Below are 20,137 nucleotides of genomic sequence, written 5' to 3' on the forward strand. Positions count from 1 at the left end.
TCGAGAGATGGAAGGCAAGAATCGTCGGCCGCCGCGCCTGTTCGGTCACCTCGCCGAACCCACCGACACATGTGCACAGCCGGATACCGCCACGATCCGCCGGTGTTCAGCACGGGCCGGTGCTGGTCAGTGACTCTGAAGGCCCGCGTGTGGGATCTCGGGTACGCGGCCGGCTGGCGGCTGGTGCGGGCCCTGCCGCAGCGGTGGGCGATGCGATCGTTCGAGGTCGCGGCCGATCGCGCTGCCCGAGGAGGTGGATCGGTTCAGCTACGACGGAATCTGGCCCGGGTGCTGTCCACCACCCCGGCGCATGTGCCCGACGAACTGGTGCGCGCGAGCCTGCGCTCCTACGCCCGGTACTGGTGCGAAGCGTTCCGGCTGCCGTCGATGGATCCAGTGCGGCTGGCCGCGACCATCGAAACCGCGGCCACCGGGCTCGAACACATCCACGAGGCGGTCGAGCACGGGCGCGGGGCCGTGCTGGCGCTACCGCACAGCGGCAACTGGGACCTGGCCGGAGTGTGGCTGGTACAGCGGGTCGGCACACCGACCGTCGTCGCTGAGCGGCTGCGACCGGAATCGTTGTTCCGGCGCTTCGTTCGGTTCCGTGAGCGCCTGGGATTCGAGATCGTCCCGCTCACCGGCGGCGCCGCACCGCCGTTCGAGCAACTGACCGCGCGGCTGCGGCAGGGGCGGATCGTCGGGTTGCTCGGTGACCGCGACCTGACCACCGCAGGTGTGCCGGTTACTTTTTTCGGCGAACCGGCCCGCATGCCGGCAGGCCCGGCCCGGCTGGCGATCGACACCGGTGCGCCGCTGCTGCCGGTGCACTGCTGGTTCACCCCCGACGGCTGGGGATTCCACGTGGGCGCTGCGATCGACACCGCCGGCGGCGTGCAGCCCACGACTCAGGCCCTGGCCGACCGGTTCGCCGCCGGTATCGCTGCGCACCCCGCCGACTGGCACATGCTGCAACCGCTGTGGACCGCCGACCAGCTCATCCGCGAGCAGGCGCGTAGTAATCCGCACCACTGATCCGGGCCCGACCGTCCATCAGCGCGCACCCCGGAACAGACGGCCTGGCCCGTTCCCGCTGTCGTTGCCTGCACCGGGATGGCCAGATCTGGGGCACATCCGCATCAAGCACGGCCTCGGTGACGCGTTACATAGCGCCGCAGCCCAGGACATGATCAGAGCCTCTTGGGCGCCGACCACCGCCGCGGTGGCCAAGCTGGTCGATACCTGCGTGGCCGAAGGCACCATCGCCGCCGGGCACGACCCCGCCGACATCATCATGCTGATGAGCTTTTTGTGGCGCGTCGCGAACAACGACGACGGAGCGGCCCAGGGCAGACGCCTTATCGCTGCCGTTTTCTCGGGCCTACAGACCGCACCCCAGCCGACCTGAGCGCTCGCCGCAACAGCTCTCGCCCCTACCGAAATGCTGAAACGCCTTGCCGCCCAATGTATTCCGCATTCAGCACCGTCCTATTACCGAACTCGTAGGCCGCCCGCGCCTGGTTCTACCTCGGACAAATAATCGCTCATGCCGCATATCTCGCACTCGGCGCACCCGATCCGGCCTGAGAAGCAAGCGACCGAGCGGCGTCGATATTACGTCCGGTCGGGCGATCTGGGTCTGAGAACTATGGGTACACGTGATCGTTCCTTCGACTAGAGACACGTCTTCAGACCGGATTCGACTGGGGCCTGGAGCAGTTGGCGCGCCATCGTTGCGGTGTTGCGGATGACAACCAGGTGGACCTCGAAGCCGAGGATGGGCTGATGATCCGATCCACGGGCGCGTACTGGATAACCCTTGCGGCGGTGGGGTTCTGCGGATTTCCACAAATTCGCCAGTACACTCTGCCCGGACAGACTTCGTGTGATCCAGTCCATACACCTGTAGAGGACGCGTGCCCGTGAGCCACACCCTGCCTGATGGATTCAGTCTCGTAGAGGGAATTCCCGAGGACCGTTATCCCGAATGGCTGGGCTGCTGGTTGACCACGCTCGCCACCCCGACCGACCCGGATCCGGCCATTGTGGACTTCCACCGCCAGGTCTATCCGCCCGAGCGAGCTATCGCGATCCAGGACAAACACGGGTACGGCGCGACGAACACTTCGCTGGACTGCGATCTGGTTCTGCCAGGTGGCGCGACTGTGCCGGCGGCCTTGTGCACCGGCGGCTCCTGCCATCCGACACTTACTCGACGGGGACTGATGACGATCATGCTGGATCGGGTGTACCGACGGGCCGCGGAGGAGGAGAAGGCTCTGTGCGCGGATTCGCCCTCAGAGTGGCCCATCTACCAGAGATTCGGGCACGGCCCTGCTGTCTGGTACGAGTACGCGGAGATCGATGTGCGCCGAGCGGGTTTGCGCGACGATGTGCCGGGAGCAGGCATCCGGCCGCGGCGAGTCACCGGGAAAGAGGCCCAGGAAACGGCCCAGGGGGTGTACGCGCTGCACGCCGCAGCGACCCCTGGCGAAGTCATTCCCCCCGCCGCCTTCTGGGATCGGCTTTCCACCGAGCCGTCCTCGCCCGCATTGGAGACGACGCTGTCGCTCAGCGGTCCCGGCGGCGGACCACGGCACTGTGCCGCGATCGAAAACCGCGGCTTCGTCTCGTACCGGATCACCCCGGGTTGGACAGCGGAGCAGGCACCCAATGGTGTGCTGAAGGTTATCGACTTCCTGGCGGCCGACAGCGAAACCGCAGGTGCGCTGTGGCGGTATCTGTTCTCGATCGACATGATCGGCGAGATCCACGTACGACGGCTGCCGATGGATGATCCGCTGCGCTGGTGGGTCACTGACGCACGGTGGATGCGGAATCTGCGCCGGGACGGGCTTTGGCTGCGCCTGCTCGACGTACCAAGGACGCTCGAGGCCCGTGCTTGGTCGGCCGACGGCGTACTCACGATTCGGGTGCACGACGCCAGGGGCTATGCGGCGGGGACCTACCGTCTGGAAGTCGACAGCGGAGTGGGTGTGTGCCGACGGACGACAGCAGAGCACGACCTCGAGATGGACGTGTCGACCCTGGGCGCGATCGTGCTGGGTGGGACCTCGGCTTCCGGCGTCCATCGGGGTGGACGCCTGCACGCCCGAGACCCTCGCCATGTGCGGCTCTGGGATGTCATGGCCACTCCAGAGCGTGCGCCCTTCGTGTCCTACTTGCTCTAGACGGCGGGGGACGCTTCTCACCGACCGGGCCCGGCGAGAAATACCATGCGGTAATCAAATCCGGGGCAGCTCAACGAGTCAACGGAACTCGGGGCAGTCCCGAACAACGGAAAGGAACGATCTGTGATCTCCACGATCTTCGATAATGAGAGCAGGCGCCGTATGAACGTGTCCGATGTCGGTGCTCGTGTCAGCGTCTGCCTGGCAATCGCGTTCCTCGGCTGTGCGGGGACCTTCACCCCGGCCTCCGCCGCCCCCTTACCAAGCGACGATGTCGACGCTATTTGTGTCGCACAGATGGCCGCGCTTCCCATTCTTGCGGAAACCGGGATCTTCACGGGGCGGGACACAGTTTCGTGCACCGACAGTGAGGGAAAGCCTCTGATCTCGGGAACATCAGAGATTGCGAGCACGGCCGCCGGTTCGCAATGTGCGGACACGGTCACCACTCGCTGGAACGACGGGACCAGTACCACCACCAAGACCAACGGACACACGGACATCGCAAACAAGGCGTTCGCAGCCACCGGACAGGTGTCCGCCGACAGCACGCGCTTCGCGAACGACACCGTGACCGTCGTCGGTAGCGGCGCGGTACCGAACTGCGATGACGGACCGCAGGCGGGCGTCTCGGTCTACGTGGTCACTTTCCGGCGCTGAAGTCTGAAGGTCGGCGGGTCGGCACGGCACCGGCCTGACGTGACAGGTATCGGCGTCCGGCTCCGCGCCGGTCGCCGATACCGCCGTCGCGCAAGTGGTGCAGGCGCTGGAGTGGGTCATAGGCGGGGATGGAAGGAAGTGTCCGAGGTGTCGGTGTCCTCTGCTTCGATTACGGGGTGACAGAGGTTGAGCTGGCGGTCGTGCAAGTCAGGCCGCGGACCTCGTGGCCCGGCTGCCGGGCGTCAGAACTCCAGGCGACCCTCGCGGCTACTGCGACCCACACCGAATCGCAGAACGTCTCGCCCTGCACCCGTGACCACCGGGGCTGCCGGCGCCGGTGTCGCCGGACGCGTTGCCAGGAACGCGTTCAACGCTAGGAGCGAGCTCGCAGCAACCAACGCCAGCGCGGCAGTTCCGCGAACACGGTGACTACCGCCAACAGTGACACCGCCACGGCGATCCAGACAGGCCACGCGAACCATGCGCTGACAACGGCCGCGATCAGCTGGAGCACTACCAACCCGATCGTGACCATTCCCGGAACAGGAACCAGCACCTGATGTTTGTCGCCCGGCGTCGCGAAAACGGTTGGCAACCCGACTAGAAGCACAACGGCGACCACGGCGAGCGGAACTGAATAGCCAACCAGCGCCCACGGCGTCGCAACCCAGGCCACCAGCTCGGTGGTGAACCGCAAGACCGAAGCCGGCCGCCCCGTACCCGTCAGATTCGGCGACTTGCTTACACGCTCAGCCATAACGTGCAGCGTCCCACAGTGACCGGCGCGAACAGCAAGCAGTTGTGGATGTCCGAGTTCAGAGCTGTTGTGTCAACTGACGAACGCAATTACCACCGTAGCGACGAGCGCCGCGATCGCGAGTACGACGGCTGTGGTCTGAAGGATGTTGTTCCGGGCGGCGAGCGCACTGGACCGCTGGGCCGCATTGATCGACTCCCGCAATGCGATGGCTTCACTGGTAGCGAGCCAGTCCTCCACCATACGCACGGATGTATCGATGCCCAATTCCCACCGCAACCGCTCGGCAAGTGTACGGGTGAAGCCCTGATTGATCAGGGTGTGCTGGTCCAGCGCCAATTGGGCCGTCATCAGATAGAGGCGCAAGACCAGCACGTCATGCGCGATGCGCTCAGGCGACCTGCTGCCGAGTTGATCAACGGACAGCCGAGCACGGGTTGTCATCAGTAGCTGTCGAAGGTGAGCGCGACAGGACAAGTAGTGCTGGACAAGCAGAACCAGGTCGTCGAAGTACATGTGCAGGCTGTCGTCGGCGGACCAGATCCGCTCACACACGATCACCGCCGACTTCCGGCCGACGAGGAACAACTCGTCCTTGCGGTAGCCCATGGCCTGGGATTCGACCGATTCGCGATGACGGTCACCGTAGCTCGTGAACCACGGTGTCTCATTGAAGATCCCGGCGAGTTCCGACGACGTCAAGACGATGTCGAGAGATACCTTTCGCCCTCTTGGGTCCTTGAAGTGACGCACCGCGATCAGTGTGTAGTCGAACACCGATGAATCCAGGAATTCCGGTTCGATCACGTTGGCTTGCACGGGCGCTGCGCTCAGACCGTCGAGAAGGGCTGCCACTGCCCGTGTGTCAGGAAACAGATCGAGCACGGTTTCCCGGAAACGACTTCTCGCCGATTCACGGTGAGATACCAACGTTTCGATCAACTCACCAGCGGAGCGATGCTCATCGAGGCGTGACTCGTAGGTACACGAGATCGTGCCGTCCGTCGCCAACCGCACAGCCTCTGCGCCGTCCTCCTTCAACAGTCCTGCCTGCCCCAGCTGGAACTCGCGGCCCCAGATCACCTTTCCTCGTAGCCTTCGGATTTCTGCGTTTCGCTCTTCGATCACCTCGGATTCGATCCGCCAGCTACCGGGTGGTTGATGAACGCGCCACCTGTTCAGATCTGGTGGGCGGTCCCGGTGCGGCGCCAAAGGGGCGCGGTTGTCATCACCGATCAGATCGGCGAGATCCATTGCGCAAGTGATCGATACGAGCACTTCACCAGGCGACAGTCGCATCGGACGCCGCGGGACTCCGCCACGGGGTGTTCTCACGCTCCCAGTGTGAACGACACTGGGAGCGACCACATCACCGACGAATTCACTAGCTGTCGTGCGCCGATGAGGACCTTGGTCGGCCGACATACAGGCCCGGTACACAGCATAAGAAATCCACAGAGCCGGCAGCTGAACGATCACATGGTCGTCCTGGACCGGATCTACGCCAAACCCAGTGATCTGACCAGGTCGAGCATCTCGGCGTGGTGCAACGCGGCGGGGTTGCGGGCAACCGGATGGATGTGGCCGTCGATCTCCAGCGCCACAAGGCCGTGCATCCGGCCCCAGACGCGCAGCGCGAGCGCCGCCGCTGCGGGCGGCACGTCCGGGAGGTCTTTCCGAATCTTCGCGACATAGTCGGGGTGAAGGTCCGACCAGGAGGTTTCCTGGGGCTGACGGTGTCGGGCGTCGAGCCACGCGGCAGCCACCAGACGGGTGAGCTCGCGGCACACACGGCGTGCAGTTCGGTCCACCGGCCCGTCCTCGGGGGGCTGATAGCCGGGAATGGGGTGCCCATAGAAGAGCCGGAAGCGCTCTGGATGAGCCAGTGCCCATTCCCTCAGAGCCTGGCCCCATGCCACCAGCCTGCCGCCGGGGTCGGTCTCGGGCACCGCGTTCGTGGCGGTCTCCAACGCGTCCGCGAGCGATGTGGCGATTCCGCTGATCAGTGCCGTGATCAAGTCGTCTCGCGTGGGAAAGTAGCTGTATATCGCGCGTGGGGTCATCCCCATCTCGCGGGCGATGCCACGCAGCGAGATTGCTCCGGGCCCTGCGTCGGCCATCTGCCGTAGCGCGATGGCCTGGATCTCCCGGCTGGCCTCCGCTCGCAGTCGCTCTCGGCGGCTCAGCACACTCGCACCGGATTCGTTGTCGCCCTTGCTCACGTTGACAGGATACGGGGGTTCAATACTCTTATGTGTGCCATTACTACACACCGTGTCCAAAGATGGGAAACCACATGCCTGCTTACGTCATCGTCAACGCCGAGGTGCTCGACGAGGAGGCCGGATGGGCTTACGCTCCCGTAGCCCAGAAGTCCATCCTCAGCCACGGCGGTCGCTATCTGGTCGCAGGCCCCACACCGGAGCCGGTGGAAGGCACCTGGGACTCACCCCGGATCCTGGTCATCGAGTTCCCAGACATGGATCGGATTCGGCAGTGGTATGACTCCCCCGAGTACCTGCAAGCCCGCCGGATACGGGAAGGCAAAGTGCGCGTTCAGATGCTGTTCGCCGAGGGGGCGCCGCCGGAAGGCTTTTCCCTCCCGGCCTAACCACACACGGGCCGATGCGCAGACGTTCAGATGCTTCCGTGCCGCAGTCAGCGGCATCGTAGGCGTGTCAGGGCTGGGAGGCTGCGACTTTCACACCGAACCCGATCAGGACGACCCCGGTCACCCGATCCATGGCCCGGCGTACGACGAGCTTTTCGAAGAACGCACGGGCCTTGGCCAGCAGCATCACGTAGCCGCCCAGCCACCCTAGGGTGAGCACCGCGTGCACGAGAACCAGCAGCATCATCCCGAGGTGCGCAGACAGGCCCGACGGCGCAAGAGTCGGCAGCAGGCCGGTATAGAAGACAGCGATCTTCGGGTTGAACAGGTTGCTGACCAACCCGGTCCGCCACGGGTTGCCCGCTGGAGACCGAACGGCTGCCACCACGGCAACCGGGCGGGCACGGCGACTGTGCAGCAGCGCTTGGGCGCCAAGGAATATTAGATAGGCAGCACCTGCCAGTTTGACGACGGTGTAGACCGTTGCGGAAGCTGCCACGATTGCGGCCAGTCCTATCACCGTGAGCAGGCCCCATAGCAGCAGCCCGATAGTGATACCGCCGACCGTCCGCAAGCCGTCTTGCCAGCTGGATTCGACGGCCCGTTTCGTCACCACGGCCATGTCCGGACCAGGCACCACAGTCAACACGGCGAGCACACCAGAGGCGGCGAGAAACTGAAGCAGCACGAGAGAAGTTTCCCATCCACTCCGATCACCCGGCGTCACGGTTGTCGCAGGCGCTCGTGTGACTCGTCGAACCGGTTCCCCAGCACCGCGTAGGTATCCAGCCATCCGCTGCTGGCAGCGATCTCACACAGCGGCCCGGTCGGCATGAACAGGAATCGAAGATCGGGCAACCGGCTCGAATCTCCCCGCCGGATTCGCCCGGCATGATCGGTCAGATCATCCACGAGCTCTCGCCCATTCGAGTACCGAGACTGCCAGGTCAGATCCTGCGGCAGGTGTTGCACGATCGCCAACACCTGATCGACGATGTCGAGGATCTCCGCCGCGGCCGACTGCATCCCGTCAGCATGGCACGCCCACGGCGCCGCCGGCAGCGGTGTGCAGGGTGGAGATGCCGGTCGTATTGTTCGTTTCCTAGGGGCTCGGAACTCAGCGGCGCAGAGCGGTCTCGCACTGCATGTATGACAGCTTCTCGGGATTTCGCACGGCGTAGAGCCCGGTGACGAGGCCGTCGTCGATCCGCACCGCCACGACGCTGTCGACCTCCCCGTTGAGTCGGAGGAGCAGCGCCGGGGAGCCATTGACCTGAACCGACTCGACCGAAACCTCGGCGCGAACCCTGTCCAGACCGACGGCCAGCAAACGAGCCACCTTGTCGGCCCCCATGACGGGCCGCGGTACGGCCTGCTTGATTCCGCCCCCGTCGCCCAAGAGAACGACATCCGGCGCGAGGATGTCGAGCAGGTTTTGCAGGTCGCCCGTTTCGATCGCCCGGTGTAAGGCGTCGAGCGCGTCTCGGGTCTCGGCCGGGGAAACGACCCCGCGCGGTCGGCGCGCGGCGACGTGTGCCCGTGCCCGGTGGATGATCTGGCGGACCGCGGCCGGGCTCTTGTCGACGGCTTCGGCGATCTCGTCGTAGGGCAGGTCGAACACCTCGCGCAGCACGAACACCGCCCGCTCGGTCGGCGCGAGCGTCTCGAGCACCAGCAGCATCGCCATCGACACGTTGTCGGCCATCTCGACGTCCTCGGCAACGTCGGGCGAGGTCAGCAGCGGCTCGGGAAGCCAGGACCCGACGTAGGACTCCTTGCGCCGACTGAGGGTGCGCAGCCGCAGGAGCGCCTGGCGGGTGGTGATCCGGACCAGGTAGGCACGCTGATCCCGCACGATCTCGAGATCGACGGCCGTCCACCGCAACCAGGTCTCCTGAAGGACGTCTTCGGCGTCGGCGGCCGAGCCGAGCATCTCGTAGGCGACGGTGAACAGCAGGTTGCGGTGGGCGACGAACGCGGCGGTGGCGGGGTCCGGGTGGTCCCCCTGGCTCCCGCCGCGATCTTCGGGCCTGGTCTTGGACGTGCCGGCCATGGTGGCCTCCTGTCTCTTCGCTCTCGGCTGTGTTACCCACCAGACACCGCGCCCCGCGGTTTTGTGACACCGAGACGTTGACATCCTCTCTGGTCGAGGCAGCGTCGTGAGCAGCGGTCCGTCAGGCCGATCCAGTCCTCGCGTGTGGTGCACGTCACGTAACCGCGCCTGTCACACGGATCGGTTCGTTGGCATCTCATGTTCGTTCACCGCAACACCACGAGTGAGGACGAAGTCATGGAACCCCGTTTCAACCTGTTGACCAACGAGCTCGGCACCAAGATCAGCAAGCGGTTCGCCAACTTCAGCCAGGTGATCGCCCAGTCGACACTGCCGAAGTCCACGCAGGAACTGGTGAGCCTGCGAGCCAGCCAGATCAACGGCTGCGGGTGGTGCATCGACATGCACACAAAGGAGGCCGCGGCTGCCGGCGAAACCCCGGTCCGGCTCAACCTGGTCGCCGCCTGGCGTGAGTCCACCGTGTTCACCGACGCCGAGCGGGCCGCGCTGGCGCTCGCCGAGGAGGGCACCCGCCTCGCCGACGCCCACCACGGCGTGTCCGACGAGACCTGGGCTCGAGTGCGCGGACACTACGACGACGACCAGATCGCCGCGCTGGTCTCCCTGGTCGCCCTGATCAACGCGGCCAACCGGCTCGGCGTGATCCTGCGCCAACAGGGAGGTTCCTACGAGCCCGGCATATTCGCCAGCATATCGAGCTGAGCTGACCGGCAGACGAATCCCGGCTCGGCCCAGGATCGTCCGATCCGGGCCGGGCCGGACATGCCCAGGTGGCTACGCCGCACCGAACGCGTGGTGGGAACTGGCGGCCTGGCTGGAAAGCTCCGGTTTGATGATGTCATCGATGACGAGTGCGGCGGAATTTCATCACCGAGCGGATTATCCATGGCGCGGCGAGCCCGGCAGCGATCGCGGCCAGCGGCACGATGACATGACCCCGTAGATCACGAATCGGGTGGTAGCGCGCGACGCCGTGACGGATTTCGATGTAGCCCAGCGGGCGCACGTCGATGCCTCCTCCCGCGCCGCCTCCCCCACCGCCGAATCCGAAGCCCGCGCGTGCGACGGGGACGATGGTGATGCCGTCGGCCGTGATCGGTTCGCCGAAAACTGTTGTCGCGCGGGCCTTTTTGCCGATCAGCTCCATCATCCGCTCCGACAGTTCCGCGGAGGCGTCTACGCCTCCGGGCCCAGCGAGCCCCGCGGTCAAGGAATCAGGATCCTGCGATGCCTGCATGGTTGTGGGCCTCCGTAGCCGTGAAAACGTTTGAGGTAGAGGCTAACTGGAACCAAATCTCGACGCCCGGCAGCTACGCCGTCCGCGTGCCTCATTCGGCCAGGGCGCGGCGAGTTCGGCGTTCTGCCGCTGAGACACGTCGGCGGACCGGATCGCCTGCGATCCGTGGAATGTGCCCGGCCACTGATGCGGCACGCCGCCCGCAGCAGCCGCAGCGAATAGTAGATGCCTTCGTCGCGGTTCGGACAGAACTCCGCGCAGGCGATGTCGACGGGTGGCAGGCCGGACAGGTCGGTGGCCGGGGCCTCGGCGGCGTACGGCGTGGCGGGCGCGGAGCCCAGGCCCATCGGCGAACAGGACGCACCCTTGGTGGTGATCTGCCCACCCTTGGTCGACTGACCTCAGCACTCGGGGACCTGATACCGGCGACGAATACGGCGCACAGTGGGAGAAGTCACCACCAGCGAACCGGAGCCTCCGATGTCGATCTCCAGCACAATCGCCACCTCGGCAGAACGTCGCGCCACGGTGTCGACCGAAGACGGTGTGGCACTCGCGGTTCGCGAATACGGCCCACGAAATGCGGACCTCACAGTCGTGCTCTTGCACGGACATTGCCTGCGCAGCGAGTCCTGGACCTATGCGCGCGACGCGCTGCTGCGCCGATACGCCGGCGCCCGGGTCGTCTGCTACGACCACCGCGGCCACGGCGACTCCGCCACGGCAGCCCGACAAACCTACAACCTCGCGCAGCTCGGCCGCGACCTGCGGGATGTTCTCGACGCTGTCGCCCCCACCGGACCGGTGGTCCTCGTCGGCCACTCGATGGGCGGCATGACCGCGCTGACCTACGCCAGTCAGAACCCGCACGAGATCGGCACCCGCATCGTCGGTGTCGCACTTATCGCGACCGCCGCGAGCGGGCTTGCCGACGCCGGCTTCGGCCGCCTCCTGCGCAACCCGGTCGTTTCGGTATTACAGGCCGCCGTCCGGCATGCTCCGAACGTGATGCACCACGCAAAGCTCATGGGCTGCAAGGTCTTCGCCCCGATCATTCGTACCGCCGAATTCGGCGATCGCAAGGTCAGCGCTCGCGCGCTCACCCTTGCCAACGCGATGCGCAACGAGACGCCGATCGTGACGATGGCGAGCTTCTTGAGCGCCTTCATGGTCTATGACCAAACCGACGCGCTCGCTGTTCTCTCGAAAATCCCGACGTTGGTGCTGTGCGGCTCCGCCGACCTGATGACGCCGCCGTCGCAGTCCGTCGAGATGGCCGCGGCCGTCGAGTCCTCGGATTTCGTCATGGTCGAGGGCGCCGGTCACTCGGTGATACTCGAGCAGCCGAGCCGGGTTGCCGAGGCCATCGCTCGCCTGATGACCCGAGCAGGCGGCCGCAGGGCCGAGGACGCTCCCGTCACACTCGTCGCGTAGTCCGCTCGAACAGTCCCGCACAGGATTCGAATTACGACGATTCGAACGCTTTCCTCGGATGCGGCCGCAGGGAACACTACCGGTTGCACGGCGTCGTCTCGCGGCGCGCATTGTCATCACCTCATCCTCCGGAAAGTCGTGGTTCCATGTCCAGCTCTGTCGACCGCAGCACTGTCGATACCGCTGCCGCGGTCGAGCGGAGTGGTCCGGCAGGACCCAGGCTGCGCGGCGTAGTACGTGTGTCGCTGCCACTGGCCTCGGTCGCGGTGTTCATCGTGGTGTGGCAGCTGGTGGCTGCCTGCCACATATGGAACGAGACGTTCGTGCCGTTTCCGTCCACGGTGTGGCGCGCGTTCGTCGAGACCTCCACCACGCACGACGGCGTCCGTGGATATCAGGGTTACCTGTTGTGGGAACACCTGTACATGACACTGCGGCGGGTGCTGGCCGGCGTGGGAGTCGGTGTCGTCGTCGGGGCGGCGGCGGGTTTGGCGATGGGCACCGTCGGCTGGCTGCGGCGGGTGCTGGAGCCGTGGCTGACATTCTTGCGTGCGTTGCCGCCGCTGGCGTACTTCTTCCTGCTGGTGATCTGGCTCGGCATCGATGAGGCACCGAAGATCGCCCTGCTCGCGTTGGCCGCGCTGCCGCCGACCGCCGTCGCGACCACATCGGCGGTGCTGGCCGCGCCGGTCGGGCTGATCGAGGCGGCCCGAGCCCTCGGTGCCACCCGAGGTCAGGTCATCCGCGATGTGATCGTGCCCGCCGCCGTCCCGGAGACGTTCACCGGCATTCGAATCGCGGTCGGTATCGCGTACTCCTCGGTGGTCGCCGCCGAACTGTTCAACGGCATGCCCGGCATCGGCGGCCTGGTCAAGGACGCCAGCAACTACAACAACACCTCGGTGGTGCTGGTCGGGATCTTCGCCATCGGCGCGTCCGGCCTGCTCATCGACGCACTACTGAGTCTGATCGAACACCGCGTTGCCCCGTGGAGAGGGAAACTGTGAAACACACACTGCTGCAGTCGATTGCGGCGCTGGTCGGGGTGGCCGCGCTAGGACTGTCGGGTTGCGCGATCGATCACTCCGGGCAGGACGCCGGCAAACCTACCATCCGCCTCGCGTACCAGTCGTTTCCGAGCGGCGACCTGATCGTGAAGAACAACCGGTGGCTCGAGGATGCGCTGCCCGGCTACAACATCAAGTGGACCAAGTTCGACTCCGGCGCCGATGTCAATACCGCATTCCTCGCCAGGCAGATCGACTTCGGTGCGATCGGGTCCAGCCCGGTTGCCCGCGGCTTGGCCGCACCGTTGAACATCCCATATCAGGTGGCGTTCGTGCTTGATGTGGCCGGCGAGAACGAGGCCTTGGTGGCGCGCACCGGCACCGGTGTCGAATCGCTCGCGGACCTGCGCGGCAAGCGGGTCGCGACCGCATTCGCGTCCACCTCCCACTACAGTCTGCTGGCGGCGCTCGGACGCGCGGGACTGTCCGCATCGGACGTGCAACTGATCGATTTGCAGCCGCAGGCGTCGCTGGCTGCCTGGCAGCGCGGCGATATCGATGCGGTGTACACCTGGCTGCCTACCCTCGACCAGTTGCGCGCCTCCGGTAAGACGCTGATCACCAGCAAGGAACTGGCTGCCGCCGGCAAGCCGACCCTCGATCTCGGCGTGGTGTCGAAACAGTTCGCACAGCGGCACCCGGACGTCGTCGACACCTGGCGCCAGGTGCAGGCTCGCGCACTGCGGACCATCAAGGATTCGCCCGAGCAGGCCGCCGAAGCGGTGGCCGCGCAGATCGGCACGAGTCCCGTCGAGGCGGCCGCGCAGCTGCGCCAAGGGATGTTCTTGACCACCGAGCAGCTGACCACCCCGGAGTGGCTCGGCACCGAAACCGTGCCGGGTAACGTGGCCGCCAACCTGCATAGTGCCGCCGAATTCCTGGCCACCCAGCAGCAGATCTCATCGGTGCCGCCGTTGTCGTTGTATCGAGATGCGCTGTATGTGAAGGGACTGCCGAATGTCCTCGGTTGAGGCGACCACCACATCCGCGGCAGATTCCGCCACGGTGGAACAGACCGGCGGCATCCGGATCCGGAATCTGACGCATCGCTACGGTCGCGGTCCGGCAACCGTCACCGCGCTGGGGCCGATCGATCTCGAAGTCGCGGCCGGCGAATTCCTGGTGCTCGTGGGGGCGTCGGGATGCGGCAAGAGCACCCTGCTGCGCATTCTGGCCGGGTTCGAGCCGGTCCGCGACGGGCAGGTAGAGGTGGGACGAGCCGCACCCGTGCCCGGCGTCGGCTCCGGTGTGGTCTTCCAGCAGCCACGTCTGTTCCCTTGGCAGACCGTGGGCGGCAATGTCGAACTCGCACTGAAGTATGCCGGTGTGCCGCGCGAGCGGCGGGCCGCACGCCGTGATGAACTGCTGGCACGGGTCGGACTCGACGATACCGCCGCGCGGCGGGTATGGGAGATCTCTGGGGGCCAGCAGCAGCGTGTCGCCATCGCCCGCGCCTTGGCCGCGAACACCTCGCTGCTGTTGCTGGATGAACCGTTCGCCGCGCTGGACGCGCTGACACGGGATCGGCTGCAAGACGACCTACGCCGGGTCAGCGCGGAATCGGGAAGGACGAACGTGTTCGTGACGCACAGCGCCGACGAGGCAGTATTCCTCGGTTCGCGGATCGTGGTGTTGACGAGGCGACCGGGGCGGATCGCGCTGGACCTGACGGTGGACCTCCCGCGCGGCGGCGTCGACCCCGATGAACTGCGGGCCTCGGCACGGTTCGCACAGCTACGCCGCGAGGTCGCGAGCGCGGTGAAAGCAGCAGCGGCATGACGGCGACCCGATTGCACGGCAATCTCGAATTCACGCCGCTGGGACCGGATTTCGGTGCGGAGGTGACCGGTGTCGAAGTCAGCGAGGCAGACGACGAGCAGGTAGCGACACTGCGCGCAGCACTGACAGAGCACAAGGTGCTGATTCTGCGCAATCAACGTCTCGATGACGCCGCGCATATCGAGTTCGGTCGACGACTCGGCGAATTGACCGCGGGGCACCCGGTGCACGACAGCGGTGCCGTACCACCAGAGGTCTACGCCCTCGACAGCCAGGACAACGGATTCGCCGATGTGTGGCACACCGACGTCACCTTCATGCCGCGCCCGCCGATGGGCTCTATCCTGCGCCCGGTGGTGCTACCGCTCAGCGGCGGCGACACCAGTTGGGCCGATACACAATTGGCGTACCAATCACTGTCCGAGCCGGTACGCCGGCTGGTCGACGAGCTGACCGCGGTACACGACGGCACCCGCGAATTCGGCTACTACCTGGCCCAGCGGCGCGGTGGAAGAGGCAACATCTGGGACGGCAAACCCGTAACAACTCTGCGACCGGTCGAACACCCGGTGGTGCGGGTACACCCGGAATCCGGCCGCAGGGGCCTATTCGTGAATCCGGGTTTCACCTCGCACATCGTGGGAGTATCCGACGCCGAGAGCCGCGGCATTCTCGACCTGCTGTATGCCCATCTGACCAAGCCCGAACACGTCGTGCGGCACCGGTGGCGGTTGGGTGATCTGGTGCTGTGGGACAACCGCAGCACCCTGCACTACGCCAACCGGGACTACGGCACGCACCACCGCGTCATGCACCGCGTAACCCTGCGCGGCGACATCCCGGTGGGGCCGTCCACCCGCTGACCGCCCGGCGCGGTCCTCGCCCGGCGTCACCAAATCATCATCACAGTCAGTCGAGGGGGCCGAGCTGTGGGATCGGAGTCGCTCCGTGTATCCCGCACAAGGCCGTGGGCAGGGTGTCCGGTCGCGCGCAGGGTGCGGTGACGCTGACCGGTGGGACTCGGCGTCCCGCCGAAGATCAGTGCGGCGTGGCGCCGCGTTGCCGAACCAGGGGAAGGTACACCTCGTCGACTATCTCGACAAGGACGTCGTCAGGGGCGGTCGGTACGCCACGCATGACGAATTCGTTGCGCAACAGGACTATAGCCACGGTGGCGACTCGGGGGTGGAGCGCTTCTGGCGCGGCTTCACCGCGGGCGACGGCGCGACCCAGGATGGTCAGCCAGGTGGCGGCTGTGGCGTCGGGTGTTTGTTCCGGCAGCTGGGCCAGGAGTTCGGCGGCACCACCGGCTGCCGCGAGGAGTTCCCGCAGAATTGTGCCGAGGGGCGAGCTCCAGTGCCGGTTGGCACCCCGTAGCAGCTCGAGGACGTCGTCGCGCAAGTTGCCGGTGTCGGGGGCCCGGACTGTCGTGGTCAATTGCCGGTAGGCGGCGGTGCCGAGCGCGAGGCGGTTCGGCCAGCGGCGGTAGATGGCGTTCTTGTTGGTTCCGGCGCGTTGGGCGACCTTGTCCATGGTCAGTCCGGCGTATCCGACGTCAGTGAGTTCGTCGGCCGCGGCACGCAGGATCGCCTCCTCCAGAACCGCGCCACGTCGACGCGTCGGCGCAGCGCCAGGTTTCATCACATCCTCCACAAGGGCCTCGTCCCGCAACAGGAACGAATCGTACCCTCCTTCGACTGTCTTGTATCAAGTTCATATCTCTATTACGGTACTCGACGTACCTTACTTTTCCCCGAGAAAGGCCTGACGCATGCGCGCCAAGGGCATCAGCTACGACACCGGGTTCCTCCGCAAAGGAATGGACTCCCGTCACCAGTTCGACCCGGAAGTGGTCGAACATGAGCTACGCATCATCCGCGACGACCTGCACTGCACTGCGGTCCGCGTCACCGGAGGTGATCCTGACCGGCTGGAGTTCGCCGCGACCTACGCCGCCGACCTGGGCCTCGAGGTGTGGTTCTCGCCGTACCCCCTCGAGCTGACCGCCGACGAGATGCTGTCGCTGTTCGCCGACTGCGCCCAGCGCGCGGAGCGGCTCCGGCAGCGGGGAGCCGAGGTCGTATTCGTGACCGGCGCCGAGCTGAGCCTGATGAACATCGGGTTCCTGCCCGGTGACACCCTTGATGAGCGGGTCGAGTTCCTGACCCAACCGGAGGTTCTGCCAGAGCGGGTCGCTGAGGTCGGCACGCGTGTCAATGATTTCCTCGGCAAGGTCGTGCCACTCGTCCGCGAGCACTTCGGTGGCAAGATCACCTACGCTGCCGTACCGCTCGAGCGCGTCGACTGGTCGCCCTTCGACATCGTGTCCCTGGATCTCTACCGATCGGCCGAGATCGCCGATCAGTTCGCCGAAGGCGTCCGCGGCCTCGTCGCGCAGGGAAAGCCGGTCGCGATCACCGAGTTCGGCGCCGCCGGGTACCGCGGCGCGGGCGACGTGGGCGCCCGTGGTCTGGAGATCGTCGAGTACGACGCCACCGGGCCGGTTCGCCTGAACGGCGAGTACGTTCGCGACGAGGCCGGGCAGGCCGCATATGTGCGGGAGCTGCTGGAGGTCTTCGACGCCGGGGGCATCGACAGCGCCTTCGTGTTCATCTTCGCGCTCTACGACATGCCGTACCGCCCCGACGGCGATCCCCGCAACGACCTGGATCTAGCCAGCTACGGCATTGTCAAGGTGCTCGAGAACCGGCAGGGAGACACCTACCCCGACATGCCGTGGGAACCCAAGTCGGCGTTCACCGCGGTCGCCGAGTTCTACCGAAGGCACTGAGCCACCTGGGATCGGCGTCGATCCGGTCTGCGGCGTGGGTACGGAGGAAGTCGCAGCCCCGGTCCCGGCGGTCGAACGGTCGGGTGAAGAACCGGTCGAGCACGCGACAACTCCCGACCCAGCCGCAACCGGCGCGTCGGAATCGGTTGAACTCGCCGTGCGGCAAGCTGTTTCGCCCCGACATCGACCACAAGCGCCGCTCCACCGCTATTGAACGAGCCGTTGGATGACGGTACATTGCACATTGATATGGTCGCCATCACGTGAGTAGGTCTTCGCTATGACAACAGTTCGACCTCCCTCCGAGGCGCCAGTGGACGTACCGCATGCCGAGGATGCGGGCTACCACAAATCGCTGCGCCCACGTCAGCTGCAGATGATTGCGATCGGCGGCGCCATCGGCACCGGACTGTTCCTCGGCTCGGGCGGTCGACTGGTCAGTGCAGGCCCAGGCTTATTCCTGGTGTACGCCGTCTGCGGCGTGTTCGTGTTCTTCATCTTGCGGGCGCTGGGCGAGCTGGTGCTGCATCGCCCCTCCTCCGGGTCGTTCGTCTCTTATGCCCGCGAGTTCTATGGCGAGAAGCTGGCTTTCGCGGTCGGGTGGATGTCCTTCTTCCAGTGGAGCATGACCGGGATCGTGGACATCACCGCGATCGCCACCTATGTCCATTTCTGGGGAGCCTTCGAAGCGGTTCCGCAGTGGCTGATCGCGCTCGTGGCGCTGACCCTGGTGGTCACCGTCAACCTGATTTCGGTGCGCTGGTTCGGCGAAGTGGAGTTCTGGGCGGCGCTGATCAAGGTCGTCACACTGGCCACCTTCCTGATCGTCGGCACGATCTTCCTGGCCGGCCGGTCCACCATCAAAGGCGAGCACACCGGTGTGAGTGTGATCGCAGACCACGGCGGGTTGTTGCCGACCGGCTTGTTGCCACTGGTTACCGTCACGACGGGCGTCGTCTTCGCCTATGCCGCAGTGGAATTGGTCGGCACAGCCGCTGGTGAGGCGGAAAATCCGGAAAAGATCATGCCGCGGGCCATCAATTCGGTCATCGCCCGCATTGCGCTGTTCTACGTCGGTTCACTGGTGCTACTCGGACTGCTGTTGCCCTACACGGCTTTCAAGGCGGGTGAGAGCCCCTTCGTCACCTTCTTCTCGAAACTCGGTGTAGAAGGCGCCGGTTCGATCATGAACCTGGTGGTGTTGACAGCGGCCTTCTCCAGCTTGAACGCGGGCCTGTATTCGACCGGCCGGATCCTGCGCTCGATGTCGATGAACGGCAGTGCGCCGACGGTGACGTCGCGCATGTCCAAGGGTGGTGTGCCCTATGTCGGCATACTCGCGACCGGCGCGATCGCGCTGATCGGCGTCGGGCTCAACGTGGTCGTGCCGGAAAAGGTATTCGAGATCGTGCTGAACATGTCGGCTCTGGGCACCATCTCGACTTGGTCGGCGATCGTGGTCTGCCAGCTGCAGTTGTGGCGCTGGTCGCGCAGCGGCAGGATGGAACGTCCGAAGTTCCGGTTGATCGGTGCCCCCTACACGAGCGTAGCGACGCTGCTGTTCCTGGCGGCGGTAGTCGCCCTGATGGCCTTCAGTGACGACGAAGTACAGCGCGTTTCGGTGATCGCCACGGTGGTGGTCATGGTTCCGTTGCTGGTCGGCGGCTGGTTCCTGGCACGCAAGCGGGTGGTGGCCATTGTGCGGGAGCGCGAGGGAATCACCGGTCAATTCCCGGTCCTGGCCGAGCGCCCCGCGGGTACACGAGAAGGCGGCGAGGCGGTCGTGATTATCGACGAGTAGGAGGCGGAATTCGCCTGCACCGACCGTCCGCGGTCATACGGTGACGTCTCCTCCGTCCCGGCCCAGTGGCCTCGCCGGTCGTGCCGCGCTCGCTGGTGGCATCGCCGCCAGCGCTGAGGGTGTCGTCCGCGCCGACCCTGAACTACGTCAGCCGATAGGTGAGCATCGCGAACTGACCGAATCGCTCTACTTCGGCAAGTCGCATGCGCGAGGACAGGATTCGGCGCGGCAGCAGCGGAGCCCCGGCACCCAAGGTCACCGGGGCGATGCTCGCGATGATTTCGTCGAGCAATCCGGCATCGTCGAATAGTCCGACGAGCTCGCCACCACCGACCAGCCAGATATTCTTGTCCCCGGCGGCTTCGGCCATCACTTTGTGCACCGGCTCGACATCACCGGATACGAAACACAGGTTCGCACCGGAAATCGCGGGCAGCTCGCGGTGACTAAACACCCAGCACGGCATGTCGCCGTACCACTTCGCCCAAGAGTTCGGTTCATCGTTCGCGAGAATCCACTCATAGGTGGTCGCGCCCATACACATGGCGCCCACGCCCGTCAGGAACGCGGAGGTGATTTCCTCGGAGCGCCCTTCGTCATCCACCTCGAATAACCAGCCCAGCGAATTGTCCTGATCCGCCAGAAAGCCATCGAGACTGGTCGCGGTGTAGTACTGAGTTGCCATGGACGCAATCGTGCCGGACTAACATGACATCTACTGTCATGTTAGTCCGG

23 protein-coding genes are annotated in these 20,137 nt (G+C 65.5%); 14 read left to right on the forward strand and 9 right to left on the reverse strand.

Annotated features, from left to right (window positions below):
• Positions 1 to 129: 129 nt before the first annotated feature.
• The 4 genes from AB0H00_RS23545 to AB0H00_RS23560 all read left to right on the forward strand — a co-directional run bounded on the left by AB0H00_RS23545 (position 130) and on the right by AB0H00_RS23560 (position 3,851).
• Positions 130 to 1,035, forward strand: coding sequence for a phosphatidylinositol mannoside acyltransferase (locus tag AB0H00_RS23545; RefSeq protein WP_357269812.1), 906 nt, complete (start codon positions 130 to 132; stop codon positions 1,033 to 1,035).
• A 151-nt stretch (positions 1,036 to 1,186) separates the two neighbouring features.
• Complete coding sequence (locus AB0H00_RS23550) at positions 1,187 to 1,408, forward strand: hypothetical protein (protein ID WP_357269815.1); 222 nt, start codon at positions 1,187 to 1,189, stop codon at positions 1,406 to 1,408.
• A gap of 514 nt (positions 1,409 to 1,922) precedes the next feature.
• Complete coding sequence (locus AB0H00_RS23555; RefSeq protein WP_357269818.1) at positions 1,923 to 3,191, forward strand: GNAT family N-acetyltransferase; 1,269 nt, start codon at positions 1,923 to 1,925, stop codon at positions 3,189 to 3,191.
• Between the two features lie 123 nt (positions 3,192 to 3,314).
• Positions 3,315 to 3,851 carry a hypothetical protein gene (locus AB0H00_RS23560; protein WP_357269821.1) on the forward strand — a complete coding sequence of 179 codons (537 nt, stop codon included), beginning with the start codon at positions 3,315 to 3,317 and terminating at the stop codon, positions 3,849 to 3,851.
• A 373-nt stretch (positions 3,852 to 4,224) separates the two neighbouring features.
• Here AB0H00_RS23560 and AB0H00_RS23565 read toward each other — a convergent pair whose 3' ends face one another.
• The 3 genes from AB0H00_RS23565 to AB0H00_RS23575 all read right to left on the reverse strand — a co-directional run bounded on the left by AB0H00_RS23565 (position 4,225) and on the right by AB0H00_RS23575 (position 6,830).
• A complete protein-coding gene (locus tag AB0H00_RS23565; RefSeq protein ID WP_357269825.1) occupies positions 4,225 to 4,608 on the reverse strand; it encodes a hypothetical protein in 384 nt (127 codons plus the stop codon).
• A 72-nt stretch (positions 4,609 to 4,680) separates the two neighbouring features.
• A complete protein-coding gene (locus AB0H00_RS23570; protein WP_357269828.1) occupies positions 4,681 to 5,943 on the reverse strand; it encodes a hypothetical protein in 1,263 nt (420 codons plus the stop codon).
• Between the two features lie 164 nt (positions 5,944 to 6,107).
• Entirely contained in the window at positions 6,108 to 6,830 is a 723-nt protein-coding gene (locus tag AB0H00_RS23575; RefSeq protein ID WP_357269831.1) for a TetR/AcrR family transcriptional regulator, read from the reverse strand.
• 74 nt (positions 6,831 to 6,904) lie between these two features.
• Between AB0H00_RS23575 and AB0H00_RS23580 the strand changes: the two genes are divergently transcribed.
• Positions 6,905 to 7,219 (forward strand): DUF1330 domain-containing protein, encoded by a 315-nt coding sequence (locus AB0H00_RS23580; protein WP_357269834.1) that lies wholly within the window; start codon positions 6,905 to 6,907, stop codon positions 7,217 to 7,219.
• Positions 7,220 to 7,286: 67 nt separating this feature from the next.
• Here AB0H00_RS23580 and AB0H00_RS23585 read toward each other — a convergent pair whose 3' ends face one another.
• From AB0H00_RS23585 to AB0H00_RS23595, 3 genes are all read right to left on the reverse strand, one after another.
• On the reverse strand, positions 7,287 to 7,907 hold the full coding sequence (locus tag AB0H00_RS23585; RefSeq protein ID WP_357269837.1) for a LysE family translocator: 621 nt from the start codon (positions 7,905 to 7,907) through the stop codon (positions 7,287 to 7,289).
• A gap of 35 nt (positions 7,908 to 7,942) precedes the next feature.
• Positions 7,943 to 8,245: a hypothetical protein gene (locus AB0H00_RS23590; RefSeq protein ID WP_357269840.1), complete on the reverse strand. Its 303-nt coding sequence runs from the start codon at positions 8,243 to 8,245 to the stop codon at positions 7,943 to 7,945.
• A 91-nt stretch (positions 8,246 to 8,336) separates the two neighbouring features.
• Positions 8,337 to 9,272 (reverse strand): RNA polymerase sigma-70 factor, encoded by a 936-nt coding sequence (locus AB0H00_RS23595; RefSeq protein ID WP_357269843.1) that lies wholly within the window; start codon positions 9,270 to 9,272, stop codon positions 8,337 to 8,339.
• Between the two features lie 237 nt (positions 9,273 to 9,509).
• On the opposite strand from AB0H00_RS23595, the gene AB0H00_RS23600 reads away from it, so the two are divergent.
• Entirely contained in the window at positions 9,510 to 9,995 is a 486-nt protein-coding gene (locus tag AB0H00_RS23600; protein ID WP_357269846.1) for a carboxymuconolactone decarboxylase family protein, read from the forward strand.
• Positions 9,996 to 10,131: 136 nt separating this feature from the next.
• Here the strand turns inward: AB0H00_RS23600 and AB0H00_RS23605 are convergent, their stop codons facing one another.
• Positions 10,132 to 10,530, reverse strand: a complete 399-nt coding sequence (locus AB0H00_RS23605; protein ID WP_357269849.1) for a hypothetical protein — start codon at positions 10,528 to 10,530, stop codon at positions 10,132 to 10,134.
• A 225-nt stretch (positions 10,531 to 10,755) separates the two neighbouring features.
• On the opposite strand from AB0H00_RS23605, the gene AB0H00_RS23610 reads away from it, so the two are divergent.
• From AB0H00_RS23610 to AB0H00_RS23635, 6 genes are all read left to right on the forward strand, one after another.
• On the forward strand, positions 10,756 to 10,929 hold the full coding sequence (locus tag AB0H00_RS23610; protein WP_357269852.1) for a hypothetical protein: 174 nt from the start codon (positions 10,756 to 10,758) through the stop codon (positions 10,927 to 10,929).
• 81 nt (positions 10,930 to 11,010) lie between these two features.
• Positions 11,011 to 11,964, forward strand: a complete 954-nt coding sequence (locus AB0H00_RS23615) for an alpha/beta hydrolase (protein WP_357269855.1) — start codon at positions 11,011 to 11,013, stop codon at positions 11,962 to 11,964.
• 146 nt (positions 11,965 to 12,110) lie between these two features.
• Positions 12,111 to 12,971, forward strand: coding sequence for an ABC transporter permease (locus AB0H00_RS23620; protein WP_357269858.1), 861 nt, complete (start codon positions 12,111 to 12,113; stop codon positions 12,969 to 12,971).
• On the forward strand, positions 12,968 to 14,002 hold the full coding sequence (locus AB0H00_RS23625) for an ABC transporter substrate-binding protein (RefSeq protein ID WP_357269861.1): 1,035 nt from the start codon (positions 12,968 to 12,970) through the stop codon (positions 14,000 to 14,002). The genes AB0H00_RS23620 and AB0H00_RS23625 overlap by 4 nt, the downstream gene beginning before the upstream one ends.
• Complete coding sequence (locus AB0H00_RS23630; RefSeq protein WP_357269864.1) at positions 13,989 to 14,810, forward strand: ABC transporter ATP-binding protein; 822 nt, start codon at positions 13,989 to 13,991, stop codon at positions 14,808 to 14,810. The genes AB0H00_RS23625 and AB0H00_RS23630 overlap by 14 nt, the downstream gene beginning before the upstream one ends.
• Positions 14,807 to 15,673, forward strand: a complete 867-nt coding sequence (locus AB0H00_RS23635; protein WP_357269867.1) for a TauD/TfdA family dioxygenase — start codon at positions 14,807 to 14,809, stop codon at positions 15,671 to 15,673. The genes AB0H00_RS23630 and AB0H00_RS23635 overlap by 4 nt, the downstream gene beginning before the upstream one ends.
• A gap of 175 nt (positions 15,674 to 15,848) precedes the next feature.
• Here the strand turns inward: AB0H00_RS23635 and AB0H00_RS23640 are convergent, their stop codons facing one another.
• Positions 15,849 to 16,451 (reverse strand): TetR/AcrR family transcriptional regulator, encoded by a 603-nt coding sequence (locus tag AB0H00_RS23640; protein WP_357269870.1) that lies wholly within the window; start codon positions 16,449 to 16,451, stop codon positions 15,849 to 15,851.
• 130 nt (positions 16,452 to 16,581) lie between these two features.
• Between AB0H00_RS23640 and AB0H00_RS23645 the strand changes: the two genes are divergently transcribed.
• Positions 16,582 to 17,601: a hypothetical protein gene (locus AB0H00_RS23645; protein WP_357269873.1), complete on the forward strand. Its 1,020-nt coding sequence runs from the start codon at positions 16,582 to 16,584 to the stop codon at positions 17,599 to 17,601.
• A 280-nt stretch (positions 17,602 to 17,881) separates the two neighbouring features.
• Positions 17,882 to 19,402, forward strand: coding sequence for an amino acid permease (locus tag AB0H00_RS23650; RefSeq protein ID WP_357269876.1), 1,521 nt, complete (start codon positions 17,882 to 17,884; stop codon positions 19,400 to 19,402).
• A gap of 142 nt (positions 19,403 to 19,544) precedes the next feature.
• On the opposite strand, the gene AB0H00_RS23655 is transcribed toward AB0H00_RS23650, so the two are convergent.
• Positions 19,545 to 20,087 carry a dihydrofolate reductase family protein gene (locus AB0H00_RS23655; protein ID WP_357269879.1) on the reverse strand — a complete coding sequence of 181 codons (543 nt, stop codon included), beginning with the start codon at positions 20,085 to 20,087 and terminating at the stop codon, positions 19,545 to 19,547.
• Positions 20,088 to 20,137 lie beyond the last annotated feature (50 nt).

This window comes from Nocardia sp. NPDC023852, from assembly GCF_040639505.1.
Taxonomy (GTDB): Bacteria; Actinomycetota; Actinomycetes; order Mycobacteriales; family Mycobacteriaceae; genus Nocardia.